This window comes from Aeromonas dhakensis (assembly GCF_002285935.1).
GTDB classification, from domain to species: Bacteria; Pseudomonadota; Gammaproteobacteria; order Enterobacterales; family Aeromonadaceae; genus Aeromonas; species Aeromonas dhakensis.
On record NZ_CP023141.1, the window covers coordinates 2421538 to 2440842 of the forward strand.

The window sequence follows — 19305 nt, forward strand, 5'->3', positions numbered from 1 at the left end:
GTTTTACATGAACCCTGCACTCTGGATCAGCAAGACCGGGTTGGATGCACAGCAGACCAATATCTCGGTTACCTCGAACAACCTGGCTAACGCCAGCACCGTGGGTTACAAAAAATCCCGGGCCATCTTCGAGGATCTGCTCTATCAAAACATCAATCAGCCGGGCGGTCGCTCGTCGGCCGACACCGAACTCCCCTCCGGCCTGATGCTGGGGGCGGGTGCCAAGGTGGTGGCCACTCAGAAGAACCACAGCCAGGGCAACGTGCAGACCACCGACAACTCGCTGGATTTGATGATAAGCGGCCGCGGCTACTTCGAAATCCAGCTGCCGGACGGCAGCGCCGCCTATACCCGCAACGGCCAGTTCACCCTCAATGATGAAGGGACCATAGTCACGCCGGGCAACGGCTATCCGTTGCAGCCGGAAATCCAGATCCCCGAGAACGCCCAGAGCGTCACCATTGGGGAAGATGGGCAGGTCTCGGTGCAGCTCAAGGGGGATGGGGCTTCCCAGGTCATCGGCCAGATCAATACCAGCGACTTCGTCAATGCCTCCGGTTTGCAGCCGATGGGGGAGAACATGTTTGTCGAGACCCAGTCCAGCGGTGCCCCCATTCAGGGGGTGGCCGGCACGGACGGGCTTGGGGTGATCAAGCAGGGCATGCTGGAGACCTCCAACGTCAACGTGACCGAAGAGCTGGTCAACCTGATCCAGGCCCAGCGGGTGTACGAGATGAACTCCAAGGTTCTCTCGGCGGTGGACGGCATGATGTCCTTCCTGATCCAGCGCACATAAGTAGGAGGCGCACCATGAAAGCCATATGGATGCTGGGACTGATGGTGTTGGGGGGCTGCAGCAGCACCCCCAATACCCCCAAGCCCGATGATCCCGAGTTTGCCCCCGTCTACGGGGAGTCGGAGCCGGTCTCGGTCAGACCGACCGGGGCGATTTTCCAGCCCGATCAGGTCAACGGCATCTACTCGGACATCAAGGCGCACAAGGTGGGTGACATCATCACCATCGAGCTGGCCGAGTCCACCTCCGCCTCCAAGAAGGCCAATACCCAGAGCGGCAAGGACAACAAGCTGACGATGAACACTGCGATGCTGGGTGGCGTGCCGGTAACGGCCGGCCCCTATGATCTGTCTGCCTCCCTTGGCCAGAATGGGGCTTTCAAGGGGCAGGCCAAGGCGGATCAGAGCAACAGCCTGCAGGGCAACATCTCCGTCAGCGTGGCCAAGGTACTGCCCAACGGCAACCTGCTGGTGCGTGGCGAGAAGTGGATCATGCTCAACAACGGCAATGAATATATCCGGATCACCGGCATGATCCGCCCCGAGGACGTGACCACGGACAACAGCGTCTCCTCCCAGAAGGTGGCCAATGCCCGCATCCATTACGGTGGTACCGGCGATCTGGCCAACAGCCAGGAACAGGGGTGGCTCACCAGCTTTTTCAATGGTCCCTGGTGGCCGCTCTAGGAGGTGTTATGAAGTCGCTCCGTCTTGTTGCCCTGTTTTGCTGCCTGTTGCCCCTGGGGATGGCCCATGCCTCCCGGATCAAGGACATCAGCTCGGTGGAAGGGGTGCGCAGCAACCAGCTGATCGGCTACGGCCTGGTGGTGGGTCTGCCCGGTACGGGTGAGAAGAGCAACGCCTTCACCGAGCAGACGTTTCGCACCATGCTGAACAACTTCGGCATCAAGGTGCCGGACAACATCAAGCCCAAGATCAAGGATGTGGCGCCGGTGGCCATCCATGCCGATCTGCCCCCTTTTTCCAAACCGGGGCAGACCATAGATGTGACCGTATCGGCCATCGGTGAGGCCAAGAGCCTGCGTGGCGGCACCCTGCTGCAAAGCTTCCTGAAAGGGCTGGATGGCCGGGTCTATGCGGTGGCGCAGGGCAGCCTGGTGGTTGGCGGGCTGGGGGCCGAGGGGGCTGACGGCTCCAAGGTGGTGGTCAATACTCCTACCGTGGGTCGCATCGCCAACGGGGCCACCGTGGAGCGGGAGGTCCCGAACTCCTTCAGTCAGGGGGATACCATCACCTTCAACCTGAACCGTCCCGACTTCACCACGGCGCGCCGGCTGGCCGACGTGGTCAATGATCTGGTCGGCCCCAACACCGCGCAGGCACTCGATGCCACCTCGGTCAAGGTCTATGCACCGCGGGATCCGGGCCAGCGGGTCTCCTATCTCGCCACCATCGAGAACCTGGAGGTGGATCCGGCCACCGAGGCGGCCAAGATCATCGTCAACTCCCGTACCGGCACCATCGTCATCGGCAGCCAGGTGCGGCTCAAGCCGGCGGCCATCAGTCATGGCGGCTTGACGGTCACCATCGCCGAGAACCAGCAGGTCTCCCAGCCCAATCCGCTCTCGGGCGGCCAGACGGCGGTGACCAACAACTCCACCATCAATGTGCAGCAGGAGCAGGGGCGCATGTTCAAGCTGGATACCGGGGCGACCCTGGATGATCTGGTGCGGGCGGTGAACCAGGTCGGGGTGGCACCCGGCGACCTGATGGCGATCCTGGAGGCGCTGCAGCAGGCTGGCGCCATCGAAGGCCAGCTGGTCATACTGTAATCAACAAGCGGCAAGGGGTTGCCACGGGCGGCAATGAGGTAAGCAAAATGGCAGAGTTAGATAACAACGGCGGCGTGAATCTGGGCATGGTACAGGATATCCAGAACCTGGATCGCCTGCGCCAGTTGAGCCAGAGCAAGGAGGGGAAAGCGGATGCGCTGATGGCCGCCTCGCGCCAGTTCGAGTCCATTTTCACCCAGACCCTGTTCCAGAGCATGCGCCAGGCCAACCAGGTGCTGACCCAGGACAGCCCCTTCAACAGCAGCTACACCCAGTTCTACGAAGGGATGCTGGACGAGCAGCGGGTCGCCGACATGTCGAGCAAGGGGGGGATAGGCCTGGCCGCCATGGTGGCCAAGCAGCTCTCGCCGGAGACCTTCACCCATCACGACGGGCGGGTGCTCAAGATGCCCCAGCGCACCGAGCGGGTCTACAAACCCTATCAGCCGCCCACCTCCGCCGCCAACGATCTCATCTCCGCCTCAAAAGTTGGCAAAGATTTTGCTGAGAAAGAGATGCAAGGGGATACCCAGCCTCAGACAGCGCTGCATCGTACCCGCCGAACCGTACCGCCCATGGGGCCGGCGGCAGAGGCACACGGCATGCGCAGTCACAAGGCGCTGGATGATACCGCGCAGGTGTTCGACTCCCCTGAAGAGTTTGTCGACCGGCTGATGCCGCTGGCCAAGAAGGCGGCCGCCAAGCTGGGATTGAGCCCGGCGGTGCTGGTGGCGCAGGCCGCGCTGGAAAGCGGCTGGGGCAAACGGGTGATCAAGAACGGGGAGGGGCAGGTGACCCACAACCTGTTCGGCATCAAGGCCGACCCGCGCTGGGAAGGGCCCAAGACGGTGGTCAGCACCCTGGAATACGAGAAAGGAGTGGCATCGCGCCAGAAGGCCGCGTTTCGCTCTTACGAGTCGTTCGAAGAGAGCTTCAACGACTATGTCGATTTCCTGACATCGGGCTCCCGCTACAAGGGGGCACTGGCCAAGGTGGACAGTCCGGATCGCTATTTCGAAGCCTTGCAACAGGCCGGATACGCTACCGACCCGCACTATGCCAGGAAACTGAAACAGGTATTGCGCAGTGATGCCATTGCCGGCTACTCCGCGACCAACACGACAGAAATGGAGCTGTAAGTCATGGCAAGCGATCTGCTTGGAATTGGTACCTCGGGTGTGATGGCCCAGCAGCGGCTGCTGCAGACCACCAGTAACAACATCGTCAACGTCAATAGCCAGGGCTATGTGCGTGAACGGACCCTGATCTATACCAATGCCAACGGACTCGGCACCGGGGACATGCTGACCGAGCGGGTCATCAACGCCTATGCCCAGGGGGAGGTCAGACGCGACACCTCGGCCTTCTATGCCTCTTCCACCCGTTATCAGCAGCTCGCCAACACCGATACCCTGCTGGGGGACACCAGCAACAGCGTCGGTGCCGCCATCAGCTCCTATTTCGAGGGGTTCCATACCGCCAACGAAGCACCCGCCGACATCTCGGGCCGCAAGACCACCCTGAGCGGGCTGAGTGGCATGGTGAACCGCTTTCATACCCTGTCGGCCCAGCTGGACAAGCAGACCGACACCATCAACACCACCATCGGTGACGAAGCCAAGCGGGTGAACAGCCTGATCAACAGCATCAACGATCTGAACCAGGCCATCATTCGCACTCAGGGCACGCCGGAAGAGAACCTGATGCTGTTCGATCAGCGGGACGAGGCCATTCGCCAGCTCTCCGAGAAGATGGAGATCCGCACCGTGCCGCAGGACAACGGCAGCATGCTGGTCAACATGAGCACCGGCCACTCCCTGGTGCTCAACGGCAGCGTTGCCCAGCTCAATGTGGTGCCGGGCAATCCCGATGCCCGTGAGTCCGAGTTGCAGCTGGTCATGGACCCCAACAAGGTCGCCCTCAATGACAAGGACATAGGCGGCGGGATAGGGGGGCTCTTCTCCGCCCGCAACGATCTGGAACCGGCCAAGCGCGAGCTGGGTCAGCTGGCGGCCGCCATGGCGGATGCCATGAACCAGCAAAACCGGTTGGGGATGGATCTGGACAACGAGCTGGGGGGGGATCTCTTCTCTCTCGGCACGAATGATGGCCTGCCCTACAGCCAGAATACCGGCAACGCTGCCGCCAAGGTGAGCTTCGTGCCCGGCAAGGGGACGGAAGTGACCACCTTCGACTACGAGGTGCAGTTCAGCAGTGCCACCGGCTACGAGGTGTTTTCGGTGGACAAGGATGGCAACCGCACCTCGCTGGCCACCGGCACCACGCCACCCGCCACCGTGCAGGTGGCGGGGCACGGTATCCAGTTCGATCTCTCCGGCACGCCGGCGGCGGGGGACAGGATCCTGCTGCGACCCACCAAGCGGGCGGCAGCCGGCCTGGACCAGCTGGTGACCCGGGCCGAAGATCTGGCGCTGGCGTCGCCGCTCAAGGCGGATAAAGGCAAGAACAACTTCGGTTCGGGCGAGATCAAGCTCACTGGCATCACCAATACCGGCGCCGGTTCCGGCTTTGGCACCAACAGCCTGGATCCGGCCTCACCCCAGGTGGTGAAGATAGATGGCAGCGGCAACTACCAGGTCTATGCCGCGGACGGTACCACCCTGATCGGGGTTGCCCCCGCCGCCAGCAAGGGGCAGAACCTGATGGCGGCCCTCGAGAATCCGCTTGGTGGCCCCAAGGTGTATGCCACTCCGACCCAGACCCCGGGTTATGAGTTCAGCATCACCGGCAAGGTGGAAGCCAATGACAGCTTCACCCTGAGCTACAACACCGACGGCTTTGCCGACAACGCCAACGGCCTGGCGCTGGCCGAACTGCAGAACAAGGATCTGGTGCGCAAGAGCAGCAATGCCGGCACCAGCAACGACAAGATGACCTTCAACGAGGCCTATTCCAGCCTGGTGACCGGGGTGGGCAACACCACCAGCCAGGCCAAGAGCCAGCTCAAGGCCGATGAAACGAAATTGACCCAGAGCAGGGGGATTTTCGAGAGTGTCTCCGGCGTCAGTCTGGAGGAGGAGGCGGCCAACCTGATCCGCTATCAGCAGTCCTATGCCGCCTCCGCCCAGATCGTCAGCACCGCCAAGACCATCTTCGACACCCTGCTGTCATCAGTGAGGTAACCCGATGCGTATCACTACCAACATGGTCTATGACCGCAACATCTCCTCGCTGAACAGTGCCAACGAGCGGCTGAGTACGGCCTATGAGCAACTGATGACGGGGGAGAAGTTCAAGTCGGCGGGGGAGGACCCTTCCGGCATGAGCCAGAAGCTGGCGCTGACCAAGGAGATCGATCTCTTCAAGCAGTACGGGGTCAACGGCAGCCTGCTGGAAAACAGCCTGGGCCACGAGGAGACGGTGCTGACCGCTCTCAATACCGCCATGACCAGCGCCCAGACCCTGATCCAGAAGGCGAACGACTCGGCGGTGGGGTACGAGGATCGCCAGGCCATCGCCAGCGAGCTGGAGGGGCTGCAAAAGCAGATGTTCGACCTGATGAACAGCAAGAACTCCCAGGGCGAATATATCTTTGGTGGCAACCAGAGCAAGACCCAGCCCTTCATTCAGGATGCCAGCGGCAACTACATCTTTCAGGGGGATACCGGTCAGCGCAAGATCCAGGTGTCACCGACGGTGCAGATTGCCGCCAACGATTCTGGCTTCAACCTGTTTGAAATCGTGCCGACCCGTCGTACCAGTAGCGCGGGGAGCGCCAATATTCAGGTCGGGGTGGCCGATCAGGGCCACTTCGACAGTTTTTACCGCAACAATTACGACCCTTCGCTCGCCAGCAACCAGTACACGGTGAACACCATCGCCGGCACGCCGGATACCTACGAGATCAGGGATGGCGGCGGTACCCTGCTGCAAAGCGGCGACTATGTGGCGGGCAACAAGATCCCCTTCAACGGGCTGGAGCTGACTCTGTCGCTGCCGGCGGGGGGCGCGGCGCAGAACTTCGTGCTGGATCCGCCCCAGAACAACAACATCCTGGATGGCATGTCCGATTTCATCACGGCGCTGCGGGATCCCAACATCACGCCGGATACCTTCCAGCTGAAGGTGGCGGATGCCACCGCCCACATGAAGAATGCCCGTCTGAACGTGGATCAGGGGCTGGGGGAGATCGGCGGGCGCATGAACGGGCTGGAGCAGGTGATGGGTTCGAACGAGGGCTTGAGTACCCTCAACCAGCAGGCGAGGGCCAAGGTCTCCGAAGCGGATCTCTACGAGGTGATCGCCACCCTGTCGAAAGAGGATGCGGCCCTGAGCGCCACCCAGCTCTCCTTCAGCAAGATCAGCAAGTTGACCCTGTTCGACTACATCCGCTGAGCTTTTTTCATCGCTTGCGGCCCCGGCTGGCCGCAAGCGATGGTTGCCGTTCCAGCCCCTTTCTTCCGTTTTTTTATCCTCATTCAACTCCCCTTGCCAACCAATTGTAACAAGCTGTTGCCATGGGCCATTTAGCCCCTTGCCCCGGGTTGACTCCTATTGAGCGTTCGATAATCATGCTGCCCGCACAACAGAGGGTTGTGCGACTATTTGCAGCATCTCGTTAGGCGAGGCTCCTGTATAAACACAGGCCACTGATCTCACGACGTCCAGAGACGCCCAAGATCAGGACAGTTTTCATCGGATTAAGGTGTAAACCCAAGTGGCTTCCGGCATGCCGGATACGTTATGCAGTGCTAAAGCTGGTACGTGGGGATGATGACACGCCGGACGGCGTCATTTCCTGCCTATTACTCGTCAATCAAATTGCTGTTTTCTTTCAGACGGCGACGGATCACCGTTCGCGCTCAGGCTTGCCTGAAATCACATGAGGTCATTTGTGATGAAGAAAACACAGACACTACTCAATCGTCACCAACTGCTCGATCTGGCCGCCCTGCAGGGCTGGCTGGAGCACAACCTGGATCCGGTTCAGCGCGCCGATCAACTGCTGACCCTGCGTCCGGAAGAGCTCAACTGCATCTTCGATACCCTGCCCATCAACGAGGGGGCTGCTTTGCTCGGCTCGCTGTCGGCAGACTGTGCCGGCCGGCTGCTGATGCGACTGCATGTCAGCATCGTCAGCCTGTTGCAGGGGGCCATGCCCCGGCGCGACATGCTGGCCATTCTGCGCCGGTTGGGCAGCAGTGATCGCACCATGCTGCTTGCTCGCTTCCCGGAGCAGGTACAGTCCACCTTCTACTCCCTGCTCGACTGGCCGACTGAATCGGTGGGCGCCAACATGCGCCACGAGTTTCTGGCCATCGGCGATCAGGAGACGGTGGGCAGTGCCAAGCAGCTGATCCACGATGCCTGGGACAACGCCCAGCTGTTCCAGAACCTCTATGTGGTCAACAACGACAAACGCCTGCTCGGCAGCATCTCGCTCAAATCCCTGCTGATTGCCGACCCGCAACTGCCGGTGAGCGAGCTGATGGACCGGGAGGTGGTGCGCATCAACGCCCGGGCGGATCAGGAGCTGGCCGCCCGCCTGCTGATCGATCGCGACCTCTCGACCCTGCCGGTGGAGGATCAGGGCAAGCTGGTGGGCATCTTCCACGTCGACGATGCCGCCGACATCCTGGAGCTCGAATCCACCGAGGATGCCGAGATGCAGGGTGGCTCCTCGCCGCTCGATACCCCCTATCTGCAGGCGACCCCCTGGCAGCTGTGGCGCAAGCGGGTGGGCTGGCTGCTGATCCTGTTCGTGGCCGAAGCCTATACAGGTACCGTGCTGCGGGCGTTTGAAGAGCAGCTGGAAGCCGCCATCGCGCTGGCCTTCTTCATCCCGCTGCTGATCGGCACCGGCGGCAACAGCGGCACCCAGATCACCACCACGATCGTGCGTGCCATGGCGGTGGGGGAGGTGAGCCTGCGCAACCTCGGCACCGTGCTCAAAAAAGAGATCTCCACCGGTCTGCTCATCTCGGCCGCCATCGCGCTGGCGGCCTGGGTGCGGGCCTGGAGCCTGGGGGTTGGTCCCCAGATCGGCATGGTCGTCACCCTGACCATCATCGCCATCGTGCTGTGGAGCGCCACCGTCGCCTCGGTGATCCCCATGGTGCTGCGTCGTTTTCGCATCGACCCGGCGGTGGTGTCCGCCCCCTTCATCGCCACCCTGGTGGACGGCACCGGTCTCATCATCTACTTCGAGATTGCCAAGCTGCTGTTGCCCGAGCTGCAGTAAGTCGCCATCCGAAAACGCAAAAGGCAGCCCATGGGCTGCCTTTTTTGCATCCGTAGTCCGCGTTCAGCCGAGCTGGAACAGCAGTGGCCAGCCCTGCTCCTGGCAATAGCGGTGCTCCTTCTCCAGATTCTGCATCAGTAATTTGTTCTCCTCACACCAGTCGAGTGGCAGGGTCACCACCAGCTGATCGCCTTGCGCCGCGACCTTCCACTCGGGCAGCAGGTTGTCCTGACGCCTGTGGTGGGCGGCCACCGCGAGTCGCAGGATGCGGATGCAGCGCAGCACCGTCTGCTCGTCGTGGTTGGGTAGGGCGGGTAGCTCGGAGAGTTTGAGCCCCTTGCGCTGGAAGCGCACCAGGGCCGCCAGCAGGGCCTGATCGTCCTGGTTGAAGCCGGGCAGGTCGGTGTGCTGCAGGATATAGGCGGAGTGGCGGTGGATGCCGCTGTAGTTGATGGCAAGGCCAATCTCGTGCAGTCGCGCCGCCCAGCCGAGGATGGCGCGATAGGGCTCTACCGGCAGTTGCCATGGCACCTGCAGGGCATCAAACAGGGTCAGCACGCTCTGCTCCACCCGGGCGGCCTGTTTTCGGTCCAGCCGGTAGTGGGTGCCGAGGGCCTGGGCGGTGCGCTCGCGAATGTCGTGGTGCTGCAGCCGCTCCTCGAACTCATACAGCAAGCCTTCGCGCAGGGCACCGTCGGAGTACTCCATCCGTTCGATGGGCAGGGAGGTGAAGAGCCCGATCAGGATGGCGACCGCGGCGGCAAACACCTCCTGGCGCTCTTCGGTGAGGCCGGCCAGCTTGAGATCGCCGACCCGCTTGTGGGTCAGCATCTCCCGTTTGAGCTGCTCCAGCCCGGCGAGCGTGATGCTGCCGTCGGTCCAGCCCTCACCCTGCAGCACATCGCGCACGGTGCGGATCGAGCCCGAACTGCCGAGGCAGCTCTGCCAGCCCAGCTTGCGGTACTGGTTGATGATGGGGGCGAGCTGGTGCTGAGCCTCCAGCACGGCGCCATTGAAGGCTTTCTCGCCGAGCTTGCCGTTGGCAAAGAAGCTCTGGGTGAAGCTGACGCAGCCCATCTTGCGGCTGGTGAGCGCCTTGTGTTCGAACCCTTCGCCGATGATGAGCTCGGTGCTGCCGCCGCCGATGTCCACCACCAGCACCTGTCCCTCGATGTGCTGGGTATGGGCGACCCCCTGATAGATTAGGCGCGCCTCCTCCTGACCGCTGATGATCTCGATGGGGTGGTTGAGCACCTTGGCCGCCTCGCTCACAAACTCGCGGGCATTGCTGGCGCGGCGCAACGTGTAGGTACCGGCGATGCGGATCTGATCCGGATTGATGTTGGTGAGCCGCTCGGCAAAGATCGACAGGCAGGCGAGGCCGCGAGCCATCGCCTCCGGGCTCATCCGCTTGTGGGCATCCATCCCTTCGGCCAGCCGCACCCGCTCCTTGATGCGATCGACGATGCGAAAGCGCCCCTCGCTGAGATGGGCGATCACCATGTGAAAGCTGTTCGAGCCGAGATCGACGGCGGCGTACAGGCTATTGTCCATTGTTTGACTCTATGCGTTTGAGGTAGTCGTAAATCGCGACCTGGGAGCGAATTTTGCGGCGGTTGCCCCGCTTCACGTATTCGTTCTTCTGGTCGGCATCGATGACCCGCGCCTTGCAGGTGTCACTCAGTTGTAGCTTGAGAATATCCAGGATGCGCTGCTTAAGGCGCTCGTCGTAGATGGGGGTGCCCACCTCGATGCGACCGTCAATGTTGCGGCTCATCCAGTCGGCGCTGGAGATATAGAGCTGGGGGTTGCCCCGGTTGTGGAACACCATCACCCGCGGATGTTCGAGGAAGCGGTCGATGATGCTGATGACCCGGATGTTGTCGCTAAGACCCGGTACCCCGGGGCGCAGGGCGCACATGCCGCGGATGATCATCTGGATGGGCACCCCGGCCTGGCCGGCGGCGTAGAGCCGGTTGATGAGATCCCTGTCCACCAGGTTGTTGATCTTGAGGGTGATGCCGCAAGGCTGCCCCGCTTTGGCGTTGGTGAGCTCGTTGTCGATGAGCCGATAGAGCTGGCGCCGGCTGTTGATGGGGGAGACCAGCAGGTGATTGAACTTGTAGCGCCGGTAGGGGTATTCGATGTATTCGAACACGCTCTCCACCTCGGCGGTGATGTCTGGGTGGCGGGTCAGCAGGGAGAAGTCGGTGTAGATCTTGGCGGTCTTCTCGTTGAAGTTGCCGGTGCCGATGTGGGCATAGCGCACCGCCTCGCCATTCTCGTGGCGGGTGATGAGGCAGAGCTTGGAGTGGATCTTGAGGCTCGGCACCCCGAACACCACCTTGACCCCCGCATTGGTCAGGATATTGGCCCAGTCGATGTTGGCCGCCTCGTCGAAGCGGGCGCGCAGCTCCACCACCACTGTCACCTTCTTGCCGTTGTTGGCGGCGTCGATGAGGGAGTGGATGATGCGCGACTTCTTGGCCACCCGGTAGATGTTGATGCGAATGGCGCTCACCGCCGGATCGAACGCCGCCTGGCGCACCAGCTCGGTGAAGTGGTGGAACTTGTGGTACGGGTAGTAGAGCAGTATGTCCTGCTTGGTGATGGCGTCGAAGGCGTTGACGAAGCCGTCAAAATCGCGGCAATCGAGGGCCGGCAGCTTGGGGTTCTCCAGATAGTCCCGGCCCACGTTGGGGAAGCCGATGAAATCCTTGAAGTTGTGATAGCGCCCGCCCGGCATGATGGCGTCGTAGGAGCTGATCTGCAGCTTGAGCTTCAAGAAGCTTATCATGGCTGCCGGCATCTCCCGCTCGTAGACGAAGCGCACCGGCATGGCGGTGAGGCGCTGTTTCAAGCCATCACTCATCTTGTCCACCAGGCTCAAGTCCAGCTGGTCGGAGAGGTCATACTCGGCATCCCGGGTCAGCTTGACCGCGTAGGCGGCAATCTCGTCGTAATCGAAGAAGCCCTTGAAGATCTCGTCCAGACAGAAGCGGATGACGTTGTCCAGGATGATGATCTGCTTCTTGCGGCGGGTCCCTTCTGGCGGCAGCTGGAAGAAGCGGGGCAGATCGTCGGTCGGCACCTCCACCAGGGCGTACTGGATCACCTGGCCGTTCTTCTTCATCTCGATGGCCAGATAGGTGTACTCGTCTTTCAGAAACTTGACCGGGTTGACCTCTTTGTTGAGCAGGATCGGGATGATGTGGCGCAGCACCTTCTCCTTGAAGAAAACCCGCAGCCACTGCTGGATGGATTCGGAGAGCTGGTACTCGTTGACCAGGAAGATGTTGTGGCGGGCCAGCGCTATCAACAGCTCCTTGTAGGTGTTGTCGAACGCTTCGCCGAGCGCCATCACCTTCTGCTGGATGGCGCGCAGCAGCACCTTGGCCTCGTCGTCGCCGCCGTGCACTTCGTTGATCAGGATGCGGCGCTTGACGTCCGACACCCGTACTTTAAAGAACTCGTCCTGGTTGGAGGAGAAGATCCCGAGGAAGCGGACCCGCTCGATGAGCGGGACCGTCTTGTCCATCGCCTCTTGCAACACCCGTTCATTGAATGAGAGCCAACTCAGCTCCTTCTCTTCATACTGCTTGTCGGTGCTCATGTGATGCCTCTGTGGTCAGGTCGCGTCTGCGCGGCAGTTATGGCGTGGAAATATGACAGATTGATGACCATCCGCTCAGTCGATGAAGGCCTGGTCGATGTCGACCACCAGATCGTCGGAGAGGGACTCCAGCGCACTGATGAGATCCCCCAGTTCGAGCCGGGGCGGCAGTGCCACCAGGGCGTGGGCGTAGAAGAGCGGGGCTCCGGAGTGGGGGGCGGGCTCGCAGCCGGTGGTGAGGTCGGCCACGTTGACGTTGAGCTGGCGCAAGATGCTGGCCACCTCGTGGACGATGCCGGCCCGGTCGTTGCCGGTGACGCTGACCATTACCTGCCGCTCCGGCTCCTGGCTGAGCTGGCCTTCGGCGAAGCTGACGGTGAGACCGGGCAGCATGGCCAGCGCCTCGCACAGGCTGCGGTAGTGTTCGTCAGGCACGCTCACGTGCAGGATGCCGGCAAACTGTCCCGCCAGCTCGCTCATGGAGCTGGCCAGCCAGTTGCCCTGCTGGTGACTGATGACATCCGCCAGACTCTCGACGATACCGGGCTTGTCTGCTCCGATCACGGTCACGACCAATTGCTTTTGCATCCTGCTCTCCTTGGAATTGGGTTTCTCCAGCATTGTGCCTGCTGTCACAGGCCATATGAAGCCCCGCCGGCAGCAAAAATGGCGAAAAAGCGCGGCGAAGAGGGGGCTGACGCCATTTCTGCACTGCCTGCGCCCGCGGCCGCGTGGTAGAGTGATGCCCCTGTTTTGTATTGTGAAACTAGCTGGCTCTGGTGAGCGGGATGTGCGCGTATGAATAGCCTTGTCGTATCGGGATTGGTGTTGTTGGTGCTGCTTCTGCTGGCGATCTTCTGGAGCAGGGGCAAGAAGGGCAAGGCGCTGCCCTATGAGCTGCAGGAGACCCTGTTCAGCCCGGCGGAGCGCTCCTTCCTCGGTGTGCTGGATCTGGCGGTGGGCGACCAGGCCCGGGTCTTTGCCAAGGTGCGGGTGGCCGATGTGCTGACGCCGGAGGCGGGGATGGGCAAGAGCAAGTGGCAGCAGGCCTTCAACAAGATCAGCGCCAAGCACGTGGACTATCTGCTCTGCCACCCCTCGGATCTCTCCTTTATCTGCGCCATCGAACTCGATGACAGCTCCCACCGTCATCAGAAGCGCAAGGCGCGGGACAGCTTCCTCAAGGCGGCCTTTGACAGCGCCGGTCTGCCGCTGCTGCAGATCCCGGCGAGCAGCCACTATCAGGTCGAGGAGCTGCGCGAACAGATCCTGCCGCTGCTGAACCGCAGCACGGATCTGCCGCAAGAGGATCTGTTGCCGGGCGAGCGCCGCGAGCCCACCTTCAGCCCTCTGCAGCTGGACAGGGTCGAGGTGGAAGAGCCCCACCATGGTGGCCGAGCCCCGGCCGTGGCCCCCATCAAGGCCATCGTATCGCCACGCAGCGCGCCGCTGCCGGCGGCCGACGCCGAGCTGGTGGACAATCTGTTTGCCGAGGTGGAAGAGGACGAAGACGAGGCTCCCCATCAGGTGCCGCACTGCCCCCGTTGCGATGCGCCGCTGGTGGAGCGGGAAGCCAAGAAGGGACCCCATGCCGGCCGCCTGTTCCTGGCTTGCAGCCGCTTCCCCGAGTGCCGTTACGCCGCGCCCCACACTCACGCCCGTCATTGACCATCCTGCCTGCTTGCGGCCCGCTGCGGGCCGCAAGCAGGCACCCCGCTCCTGTTCCGCTCCTCCTCTTGTTTGCCTGCGGCCTGCCCGCGTTACCCAAAAAAAAGTGTCGACAAAATTTATCTTGTGACGCCGTTGGGTCGATAAACTTAGGTGAAATGCGACAAATTTTGACAATGCGTCGGAATTTTGGCACTTTGTGCATCCTGCATAAAGTGCGTGGCTTGACCACATAAGCACAATAAAACAATAAGTTACGTCGAGAATAGAGGGATGGATATGATGGCAATGGGAGTGTTGATTGTTGACGCCGATGCGCAGCGGCGCCAACAGTTGGGGACAGTTCTCTCGTTCATGGGGATCCCCTGGCAGGAGGTTGCCGAGGGTGATCTGGAGGTTGCCATCGAGTCATCCGGCCCGCTGCAGGGGGTACTGACCGGTGCCCTCAATGGCCGGCCGCTGGGCGAGCTGCTGACCGGTTTTCCCCGGGTACCCTTCCTGTCGCTGGTGGAAGCCGACTTCCCCAACAGCAACTTCATCGGGGTGGCCGAGGCGCCTTTCACCTACGAATCCCTGACCCGCCATCTGCACTTTTGCCAGGCCTTCGTCTCCCTCCATCCTCGTCAACAGACCCACGACAAGGGGCAGGCGCTGCTGCGCCTGCTGGTGGGCAAGGGCAAGGGGATCCAGGAGGTGCGCCGGCTCATCAGCCAGGTGGCCGAGACCGATGCCAACGTGCTGATCCTCGGCGAATCGGGTACCGGCAAGGAGGTGGTGGCGCGCGCCATCCATGAACTCTCGGCCCGAAGCGCGGGCCCCTTCGTGCCCATCAACTGCGGCGCCATCCCGGCCGAACTGCTGGAGAGCGAGCTGTTCGGCCACGAGAAGGGGGCCTTCACCGGCGCCATCGCCGCCCGGCGCGGCCGCTTCGAGCTGGCCCAGGGGGGCACCCTGTTTCTCGACGAGATCGGCGACATGCCGCTGCCGATGCAGGTCAAGCTGCTGCGGGTGCTGCAGGAGCGGATGTTTGATCGGGTCGGTGGTGGCAAGCCCATTCAGGCGGACGTGCGCATCATCGCGGCCACCCACCGGGATCTGGAGGCGATGATCCGCACCCAGGTCTTCCGTGAAGATCTCTACTATCGCCTCAATGTCTTCCCCATCGAGACCCCGCCGCTGCGGGATCGGGCCGACGACATCCCGCTGCTGCTGCAGGAGCTGCTCAATCGCCACGCCGAGCTGCACCAGGGGATGATCCGCCTGACCCAGCGCGCCATGGAGTCCCTGATGCAGTACCCTTGGCCGGGCAACGTGCGCGAGCTCTCCAACCTGCTGGAGCGGCTGCTTATCCTCTACCCGCAGCAGATCGTCGATGTGGCCGACCTGCCGAGCCGTTATCGGCTGCTGCCCTGCGAGCCGCGGGACGAGCGGCTGACCGAGATGGACGAGCGCGATGCGCTGGCCGCCGTGTTTCAGGATCCGCCCGAGCTGGATCTGCCCGCCAGCCACGCCCGCGCCATGCAACTGCCGGAGGAGGGGGTCAACCTCAAGGAGATGCTGGCCGACCTCGAAGTGGAGCTGATCCGCCAGGCGCTGGAGTCCCAGGACGGGGTGGTGGCCCGCGCCGCCGACCTGCTCGGCATGCGCCGTACCACCCTGGTGGAGAAGATGAAAAAATACGGGATGAGCAAGGAAGCATAAGGGTCAAAGCCTTGACGCCTGACTTCAAGGCTTTGATTTTATATATAAATTTTAGTGGCATGGAAATTGAATAAGCTGACTCAGTCGCCAGTTTGAGGTCAGCTTTATGACAGCCCAGCCGCAAGAAACCCCGCTCCAGTCTCACGAGGTGAGCCAGCTTTACGCCATCTTCACGGCGCTGCCCACCGGTGTCTTGCTGCTCGACGGCGAGGGGCGGATCACCCGCGCCAATCCGGCTGCCAAGGCGCTGCTGGGGGAGCCGCTGGAAGGGCAGGCCTGGCGCCAGATCATCGACCGCTGCTTTCAGCCTCGCGAGGATGACGGCCACGAGATCTCCCTGCGCGATGGGCGCCGGGTCCAGCTCTCGACCCAGCCGCTGCCGGATCAGCCGGGCCAGCTGGTGTTCATCAACGATCTGACCGAAACCCGCCAGCTGCAAGACCGCATCAACCACATGAAGCGGTTGTCAGCCCTTGGCAACATGGCCGCCTCGCTGGCTCACCAGATCCGCACGCCGCTCTCCGCCGCCATGCTCTATGCCGCCAACCTGGCCAACCGCACCCTCAAACCCGAATCCCGCAGCCAGTTCCAGCAAAAGCTGATGGCACGCCTGCAGGATCTCGAGAAGCAGATCAACGACATCCTGCTGTTTGCCCGCAACGGCGACAACCAGGTGGTGACCCCCACCTCGGTACAAGGACTGCTGGCCGAGGTGCATGCCGGCGCTGAAGCATTTTGCAGCCAGCAGGGCTGCGAGCTGCACATGGAGGCGCCGGAGCCCGATCTCTGCCTGCTGGCCAACAACAGTGCGCTGGCGGGGGCCATCAACAACCTCATCGCCAACGCCCAGCAGGCGGGGGCAACCTCCTTGCTGGTGAGCGCGGTGCGCAGCGGCGCCCGGGTGGAGCTGCGCATCCTCGACAACGGCAAGGGGATGCCCGCCCACCTGCTCAGCCAGATCTTCGAACCCTTTTTTACCACCCGCTCTCAGGGCACAGGTCTTGGGCTGGCGGTGGTGCAATCCGTCGTCCGTGCCCATCAGGGGGAGGTCAGCGTGGCCTCGGTCCCTGGCGAGGGCACCTGTTTTACCCTGTCGTTCCCCCTGCATCAGCAGGCGGTGCCGCTCGGAGGTGTCGCATGAGCCATGTTGAGCGTCAGCGCCATCCGGCAGGGATCAATATCAATGCGGCCAGGCTGGCTGTGGTGGGAGGTGTAGCATGACTCAGGCCCGGATCCTGGTAGTGGAAGATGACAATGGCCTGCGCGAAGCGCTGATGGATACCCTGTTGCTCGGCGGCTATGAGTGCCGCGAGGTGGACAGCGGTGAGCGGGCCCTGCTGGCCCTGTCACGCCAGAGCTTCGACATGGTGATCTCGGATATCCAGATGGGGGGCATGGATGGCCTGACCCTGCTGGCCAACATTCGTCAGCAATATCCTCAGGTGCCGGTGCTGTTGATGACCGCCTACGCCAACATCGACGGGGCTGTGCGCGCCATGCGCGAAGGTGCCATCGATTATCTGGCCAAGCCCTTCTCGCCCGAGGTGCTGCTCAACCAGGTCAGCCGCTATGTGCCGGCCCAGAAGGTGGAGAAGCGGGCCGTGGTCTACGGCGATCCCAAGACCGCCGAGCTGTTCCAGCTGGCGACCCGGGTGGCCAGAAGCGAAGCCACCGTGATGGTGACCGGTCCGAGCGGGACGGGCAAAGAGGTGCTGGCCCGCTACATCCACGATAACTCCAGCCGCGCCGAACAGACGTTCGTCGCCATCAACTGCGCCGCCATTCCGGAAAACATGCTGGAGGCGACCCTGTTTGGCTACGAGAAGGGGGCCTTTACCGGCGCGGTGCAGGGCTGCCCCGGCAAGTTCGAACAGGCCCAGGGGGGGACCCTGCTGCTCGACGAGATCACCGAGATGGATCTGGGGCTGCAGGCCAAGCTGCTGCGGGTGCTGCAGGAGAAAGAGGTGGAGCGGCTCGGCAGTCGCAAGATGATCCCGCTCGACGTGCGGGTCATCGCCACCAGCAACCGGGATCTGAAAAAAGCGGTGCAGGACGGCCTGTTTCGCGAGGATCTCTACTACCGCCTCAATGTCTTCCCGCTGCGCTGGACGGCGCTGTGGGAGCGTCCCGGCGACATACTGCCGCTGGCGGAGCACCTGCTGGCACTGCATGCCGGCCAACAGGGATTGCCGACACCGCAGCTCACAGAACCCGCGCGCGAGCGGCTGCTGGCTCACCCCTGGCCCGGCAACGTGCGCGAGCTCGACAACGTTGTGCAGCGCGCCCTCATTCTGAGCCCGGACGGCCTCATCGGCTGCGAGCACCTGATCCTGGAAGAGGTGGAGGAAGAGGAGATCCGCCTTGTCGGCAGTGAGCGCAGCAGCGGCAGCGAACACCTGGGCAGCGAGCTCAAGCAGCAGGAGCATCAGATCATTCTCGACACCCTGCAGGATTGCAACGGCAGCCGCAAGGCGGTGGCCGACCGGCTCGGCATCAGCCCGCGCACCCTGCGCTACAAGCTGGCCCAGATGCGCGAGGCGGGGATCGACCTGCCGGCCTGAAGCCATTCCGGGCCCGACCAGGGGCCACAGTGCGGGAGGCATCATGGTCTTGGCGGCCGGCCTCGATTATCATGGGGCCTCGGCGTTATGAGCCCGATCCCTGTCTGCATCGCAGCACTGGGGTCGGCGCCTTTATAAGGGACCCCTATGATCTCTCATCGAAAACTCGAAACCGTACTCAATCATCTGCTCGAACCGCACGCCATCAAGGATTACTGCCCCAATGGCCTGCAGGTGGAGGGGCGTGAGCGCATTCGCAAGGTGGTGACCGGCGTCACCGCCAGCCAGGCCCTGATCGATGCGGCCGTGGCCGCCGATGCTGACGCCATCCTGGTTCATCACGGCTACTTCTGGAGCGGCGAGCCGGCCCAGATCACCGGCATGAAACAGCGCCGCATCAAGACCCTGCTGACCCACGACATCAACCTGTTTGCCTATCACCTGCCGCTGGACGTGCACCCCGAGGTGGGCAACAACGTCCAGCTGGCCCAGTTGTTGGGCATCAAGGTGCGCCGCGGCCTCGAGCCTTGGAACAGCAAGAGCGTCGCCATGGTGGGCAAGCTGGAAGAGCCCATGAGCGGCGCCGATTTTGCCAAGCTGATTGCCGAGCGCCTTGGCCGTGAACCGCTCCATTGCGGCGACAGCGGCCCCGAGCTCATTCGCTCGGTGGCCTGGTGCACCGGTGGCGGCCAGAGCTACATCAATCTGGCGGCGGAGCAGGGCATCGATGCCTTCATCTCCGGCGAAGCCTCCGAGCAGACCATCCACACCGCCCGCGAGATGGGGATGCACTTCTACGCTGCCGGTCACCACGCCACCGAGCGTTACGGTGTCAAGGCGCTGGGGGAGTGGCTGGCGACGGTGCACGGGCTGGATGTGACCTTTATCGATATCGACAATCCGGTTTAGGTTCGTTTAGCCGCGTAGCGGGGTAATCGGACCTGACTGCAGCAAGTGCGCTGGTAGATAGAA

At 62.5% G+C, this 19305-nt stretch carries 15 protein-coding genes and 1 riboswitch; of the genes, 12 read left to right on the top strand and 3 right to left on the bottom strand.

The window, feature by feature from the left end:
• Positions 1-7 precede the first annotated feature (7 nt).
• From flgG to mgtE, 7 genes are all read left to right on the top strand, one after another.
• The gene (flgG, locus tag CK627_RS11615) at positions 8-796 is read left to right on the top strand and encodes a flagellar basal-body rod protein FlgG (protein ID WP_005302762.1); all 789 of its coding nucleotides are present in this window, start codon (positions 8-10) and stop codon (positions 794-796) included.
• A 14-nt stretch (positions 797-810) separates the two neighbouring features.
• Positions 811-1482, top strand: coding sequence for a flagellar basal body L-ring protein FlgH (gene flgH / locus CK627_RS11620; RefSeq protein ID WP_005302761.1), 672 nt, complete (start codon positions 811-813; stop codon positions 1480-1482).
• 8 nt (positions 1483-1490) lie between these two features.
• The gene (locus tag CK627_RS11625) at positions 1491-2588 is read left to right on the top strand and encodes a flagellar basal body P-ring protein FlgI (protein ID WP_010633466.1); all 1098 of its coding nucleotides are present in this window, start codon (positions 1491-1493) and stop codon (positions 2586-2588) included.
• Between the two features lie 47 nt (positions 2589-2635).
• Positions 2636-3727, top strand: a complete 1092-nt coding sequence (flgJ, locus tag CK627_RS11630) for a flagellar assembly peptidoglycan hydrolase FlgJ (protein ID WP_095592405.1) — start codon at positions 2636-2638, stop codon at positions 3725-3727.
• A gap of 3 nt (positions 3728-3730) precedes the next feature.
• A complete protein-coding gene (locus CK627_RS11635; protein WP_095592406.1) occupies positions 3731-5731 on the top strand; it encodes a FlgK family flagellar hook-associated protein in 2001 nt (666 codons plus the stop codon).
• Positions 5732-5735: 4 nt separating this feature from the next.
• Positions 5736-6944, top strand: a complete 1209-nt coding sequence (flgL, locus tag CK627_RS11640) for a flagellar hook-associated protein FlgL (RefSeq protein WP_017782329.1) — start codon at positions 5736-5738, stop codon at positions 6942-6944.
• A gap of 212 nt (positions 6945-7156) precedes the next feature.
• A riboswitch (M-box (ykoK) riboswitch) is annotated at positions 7157-7326 on the top strand.
• Between the two features lie 120 nt (positions 7327-7446).
• Positions 7447-8790 (top strand): magnesium transporter, encoded by a 1344-nt coding sequence (gene mgtE, locus CK627_RS11645; RefSeq protein ID WP_017783958.1) that lies wholly within the window; start codon positions 7447-7449, stop codon positions 8788-8790.
• Between the two features lie 63 nt (positions 8791-8853).
• Here mgtE and ppx read toward each other — a convergent pair whose 3' ends face one another.
• The 3 genes from ppx to CK627_RS11660 all read right to left on the bottom strand — a co-directional run bounded on the left by ppx (position 8854) and on the right by CK627_RS11660 (position 12991).
• Complete coding sequence (gene ppx / locus CK627_RS11650; protein ID WP_095592407.1) at positions 8854-10344, bottom strand: exopolyphosphatase; 1491 nt, start codon at positions 10342-10344, stop codon at positions 8854-8856.
• Positions 10334-12403, bottom strand: coding sequence for a polyphosphate kinase 1 (gene ppk1, locus CK627_RS11655; protein WP_095592408.1), 2070 nt, complete (start codon positions 12401-12403; stop codon positions 10334-10336). The genes ppx and ppk1 overlap by 11 nt, the downstream gene beginning before the upstream one ends.
• Before the next feature lie 75 nt (positions 12404-12478).
• Positions 12479-12991, bottom strand: a complete 513-nt coding sequence (locus CK627_RS11660; protein ID WP_005302753.1) for a glycine cleavage system transcriptional repressor — start codon at positions 12989-12991, stop codon at positions 12479-12481.
• A gap of 210 nt (positions 12992-13201) precedes the next feature.
• Here CK627_RS11660 and CK627_RS11665 point away from each other — a divergent pair, with 210 nt between their 5' ends.
• The 5 genes from CK627_RS11665 (at position 13202) to CK627_RS11685 (ending at position 19242) form a co-directional block, all read left to right on the top strand.
• The gene (locus CK627_RS11665) at positions 13202-14071 is read left to right on the top strand and encodes a DUF2726 domain-containing protein (RefSeq protein ID WP_041203635.1); all 870 of its coding nucleotides are present in this window, start codon (positions 13202-13204) and stop codon (positions 14069-14071) included.
• Positions 14072-14350: 279 nt separating this feature from the next.
• On the top strand, positions 14351-15772 hold the full coding sequence (locus tag CK627_RS11670; RefSeq protein ID WP_167385326.1) for a sigma-54 dependent transcriptional regulator: 1422 nt from the start codon (positions 14351-14353) through the stop codon (positions 15770-15772).
• Between the two features lie 106 nt (positions 15773-15878).
• Positions 15879-16913 carry a sensor histidine kinase gene (locus tag CK627_RS11675; protein ID WP_095592409.1) on the top strand — a complete coding sequence of 345 codons (1035 nt, stop codon included), beginning with the start codon at positions 15879-15881 and terminating at the stop codon, positions 16911-16913.
• 76 nt (positions 16914-16989) lie between these two features.
• Positions 16990-18333, top strand: coding sequence for a sigma-54-dependent transcriptional regulator (locus CK627_RS11680; RefSeq protein WP_095592410.1), 1344 nt, complete (start codon positions 16990-16992; stop codon positions 18331-18333).
• A gap of 147 nt (positions 18334-18480) precedes the next feature.
• On the top strand, positions 18481-19242 hold the full coding sequence (locus CK627_RS11685; RefSeq protein WP_095592411.1) for a Nif3-like dinuclear metal center hexameric protein: 762 nt from the start codon (positions 18481-18483) through the stop codon (positions 19240-19242).
• Positions 19243-19305 lie beyond the last annotated feature (63 nt).

Excerpts from the sequence above, each read along its gene's own strand:
- flgG (WP_005302762.1), top strand. The coding sequence starts at position 8 with ATGAACCCTGCACTCTGGATCAGCAAGACCGGGTTGGATGCACAGCAG.
- flgH (WP_005302761.1), top strand. The coding sequence starts at position 811 with ATGAAAGCCATATGGATGCTGGGACTGATGGTGTTGGGGGGCTGCAGC.
- CK627_RS11625 (WP_010633466.1), top strand. The coding sequence starts at position 1,491 with ATGAAGTCGCTCCGTCTTGTTGCCCTGTTTTGCTGCCTGTTGCCCCTG.
- flgJ (WP_095592405.1), top strand. The coding sequence starts at position 2,636 with ATGGCAGAGTTAGATAACAACGGCGGCGTGAATCTGGGCATGGTACAG.
- CK627_RS11635 (WP_095592406.1), top strand. The coding sequence starts at position 3,731 with ATGGCAAGCGATCTGCTTGGAATTGGTACCTCGGGTGTGATGGCCCAG.
- flgL (WP_017782329.1), top strand. The coding sequence starts at position 5,736 with ATGCGTATCACTACCAACATGGTCTATGACCGCAACATCTCCTCGCTG.
- mgtE (WP_017783958.1), top strand. The coding sequence starts at position 7,447 with ATGAAGAAAACACAGACACTACTCAATCGTCACCAACTGCTCGATCTG.
- ppx (WP_095592407.1), bottom strand. The coding sequence starts at position 10,344 with ATGGACAATAGCCTGTACGCCGCCGTCGATCTCGGCTCGAACAGCTTT.
- ppk1 (WP_095592408.1), bottom strand. The coding sequence starts at position 12,403 with ATGAGCACCGACAAGCAGTATGAAGAGAAGGAGCTGAGTTGGCTCTCA.
- CK627_RS11660 (WP_005302753.1), bottom strand. The coding sequence starts at position 12,991 with ATGCAAAAGCAATTGGTCGTGACCGTGATCGGAGCAGACAAGCCCGGT.
- CK627_RS11665 (WP_041203635.1), top strand. The coding sequence starts at position 13,202 with ATGAATAGCCTTGTCGTATCGGGATTGGTGTTGTTGGTGCTGCTTCTG.
- CK627_RS11670 (WP_167385326.1), top strand. The coding sequence starts at position 14,351 with ATGATGGCAATGGGAGTGTTGATTGTTGACGCCGATGCGCAGCGGCGC.
- CK627_RS11675 (WP_095592409.1), top strand. The coding sequence starts at position 15,879 with ATGACAGCCCAGCCGCAAGAAACCCCGCTCCAGTCTCACGAGGTGAGC.
- CK627_RS11680 (WP_095592410.1), top strand. The coding sequence starts at position 16,990 with ATGACTCAGGCCCGGATCCTGGTAGTGGAAGATGACAATGGCCTGCGC.
- CK627_RS11685 (WP_095592411.1), top strand. The coding sequence starts at position 18,481 with ATGATCTCTCATCGAAAACTCGAAACCGTACTCAATCATCTGCTCGAA.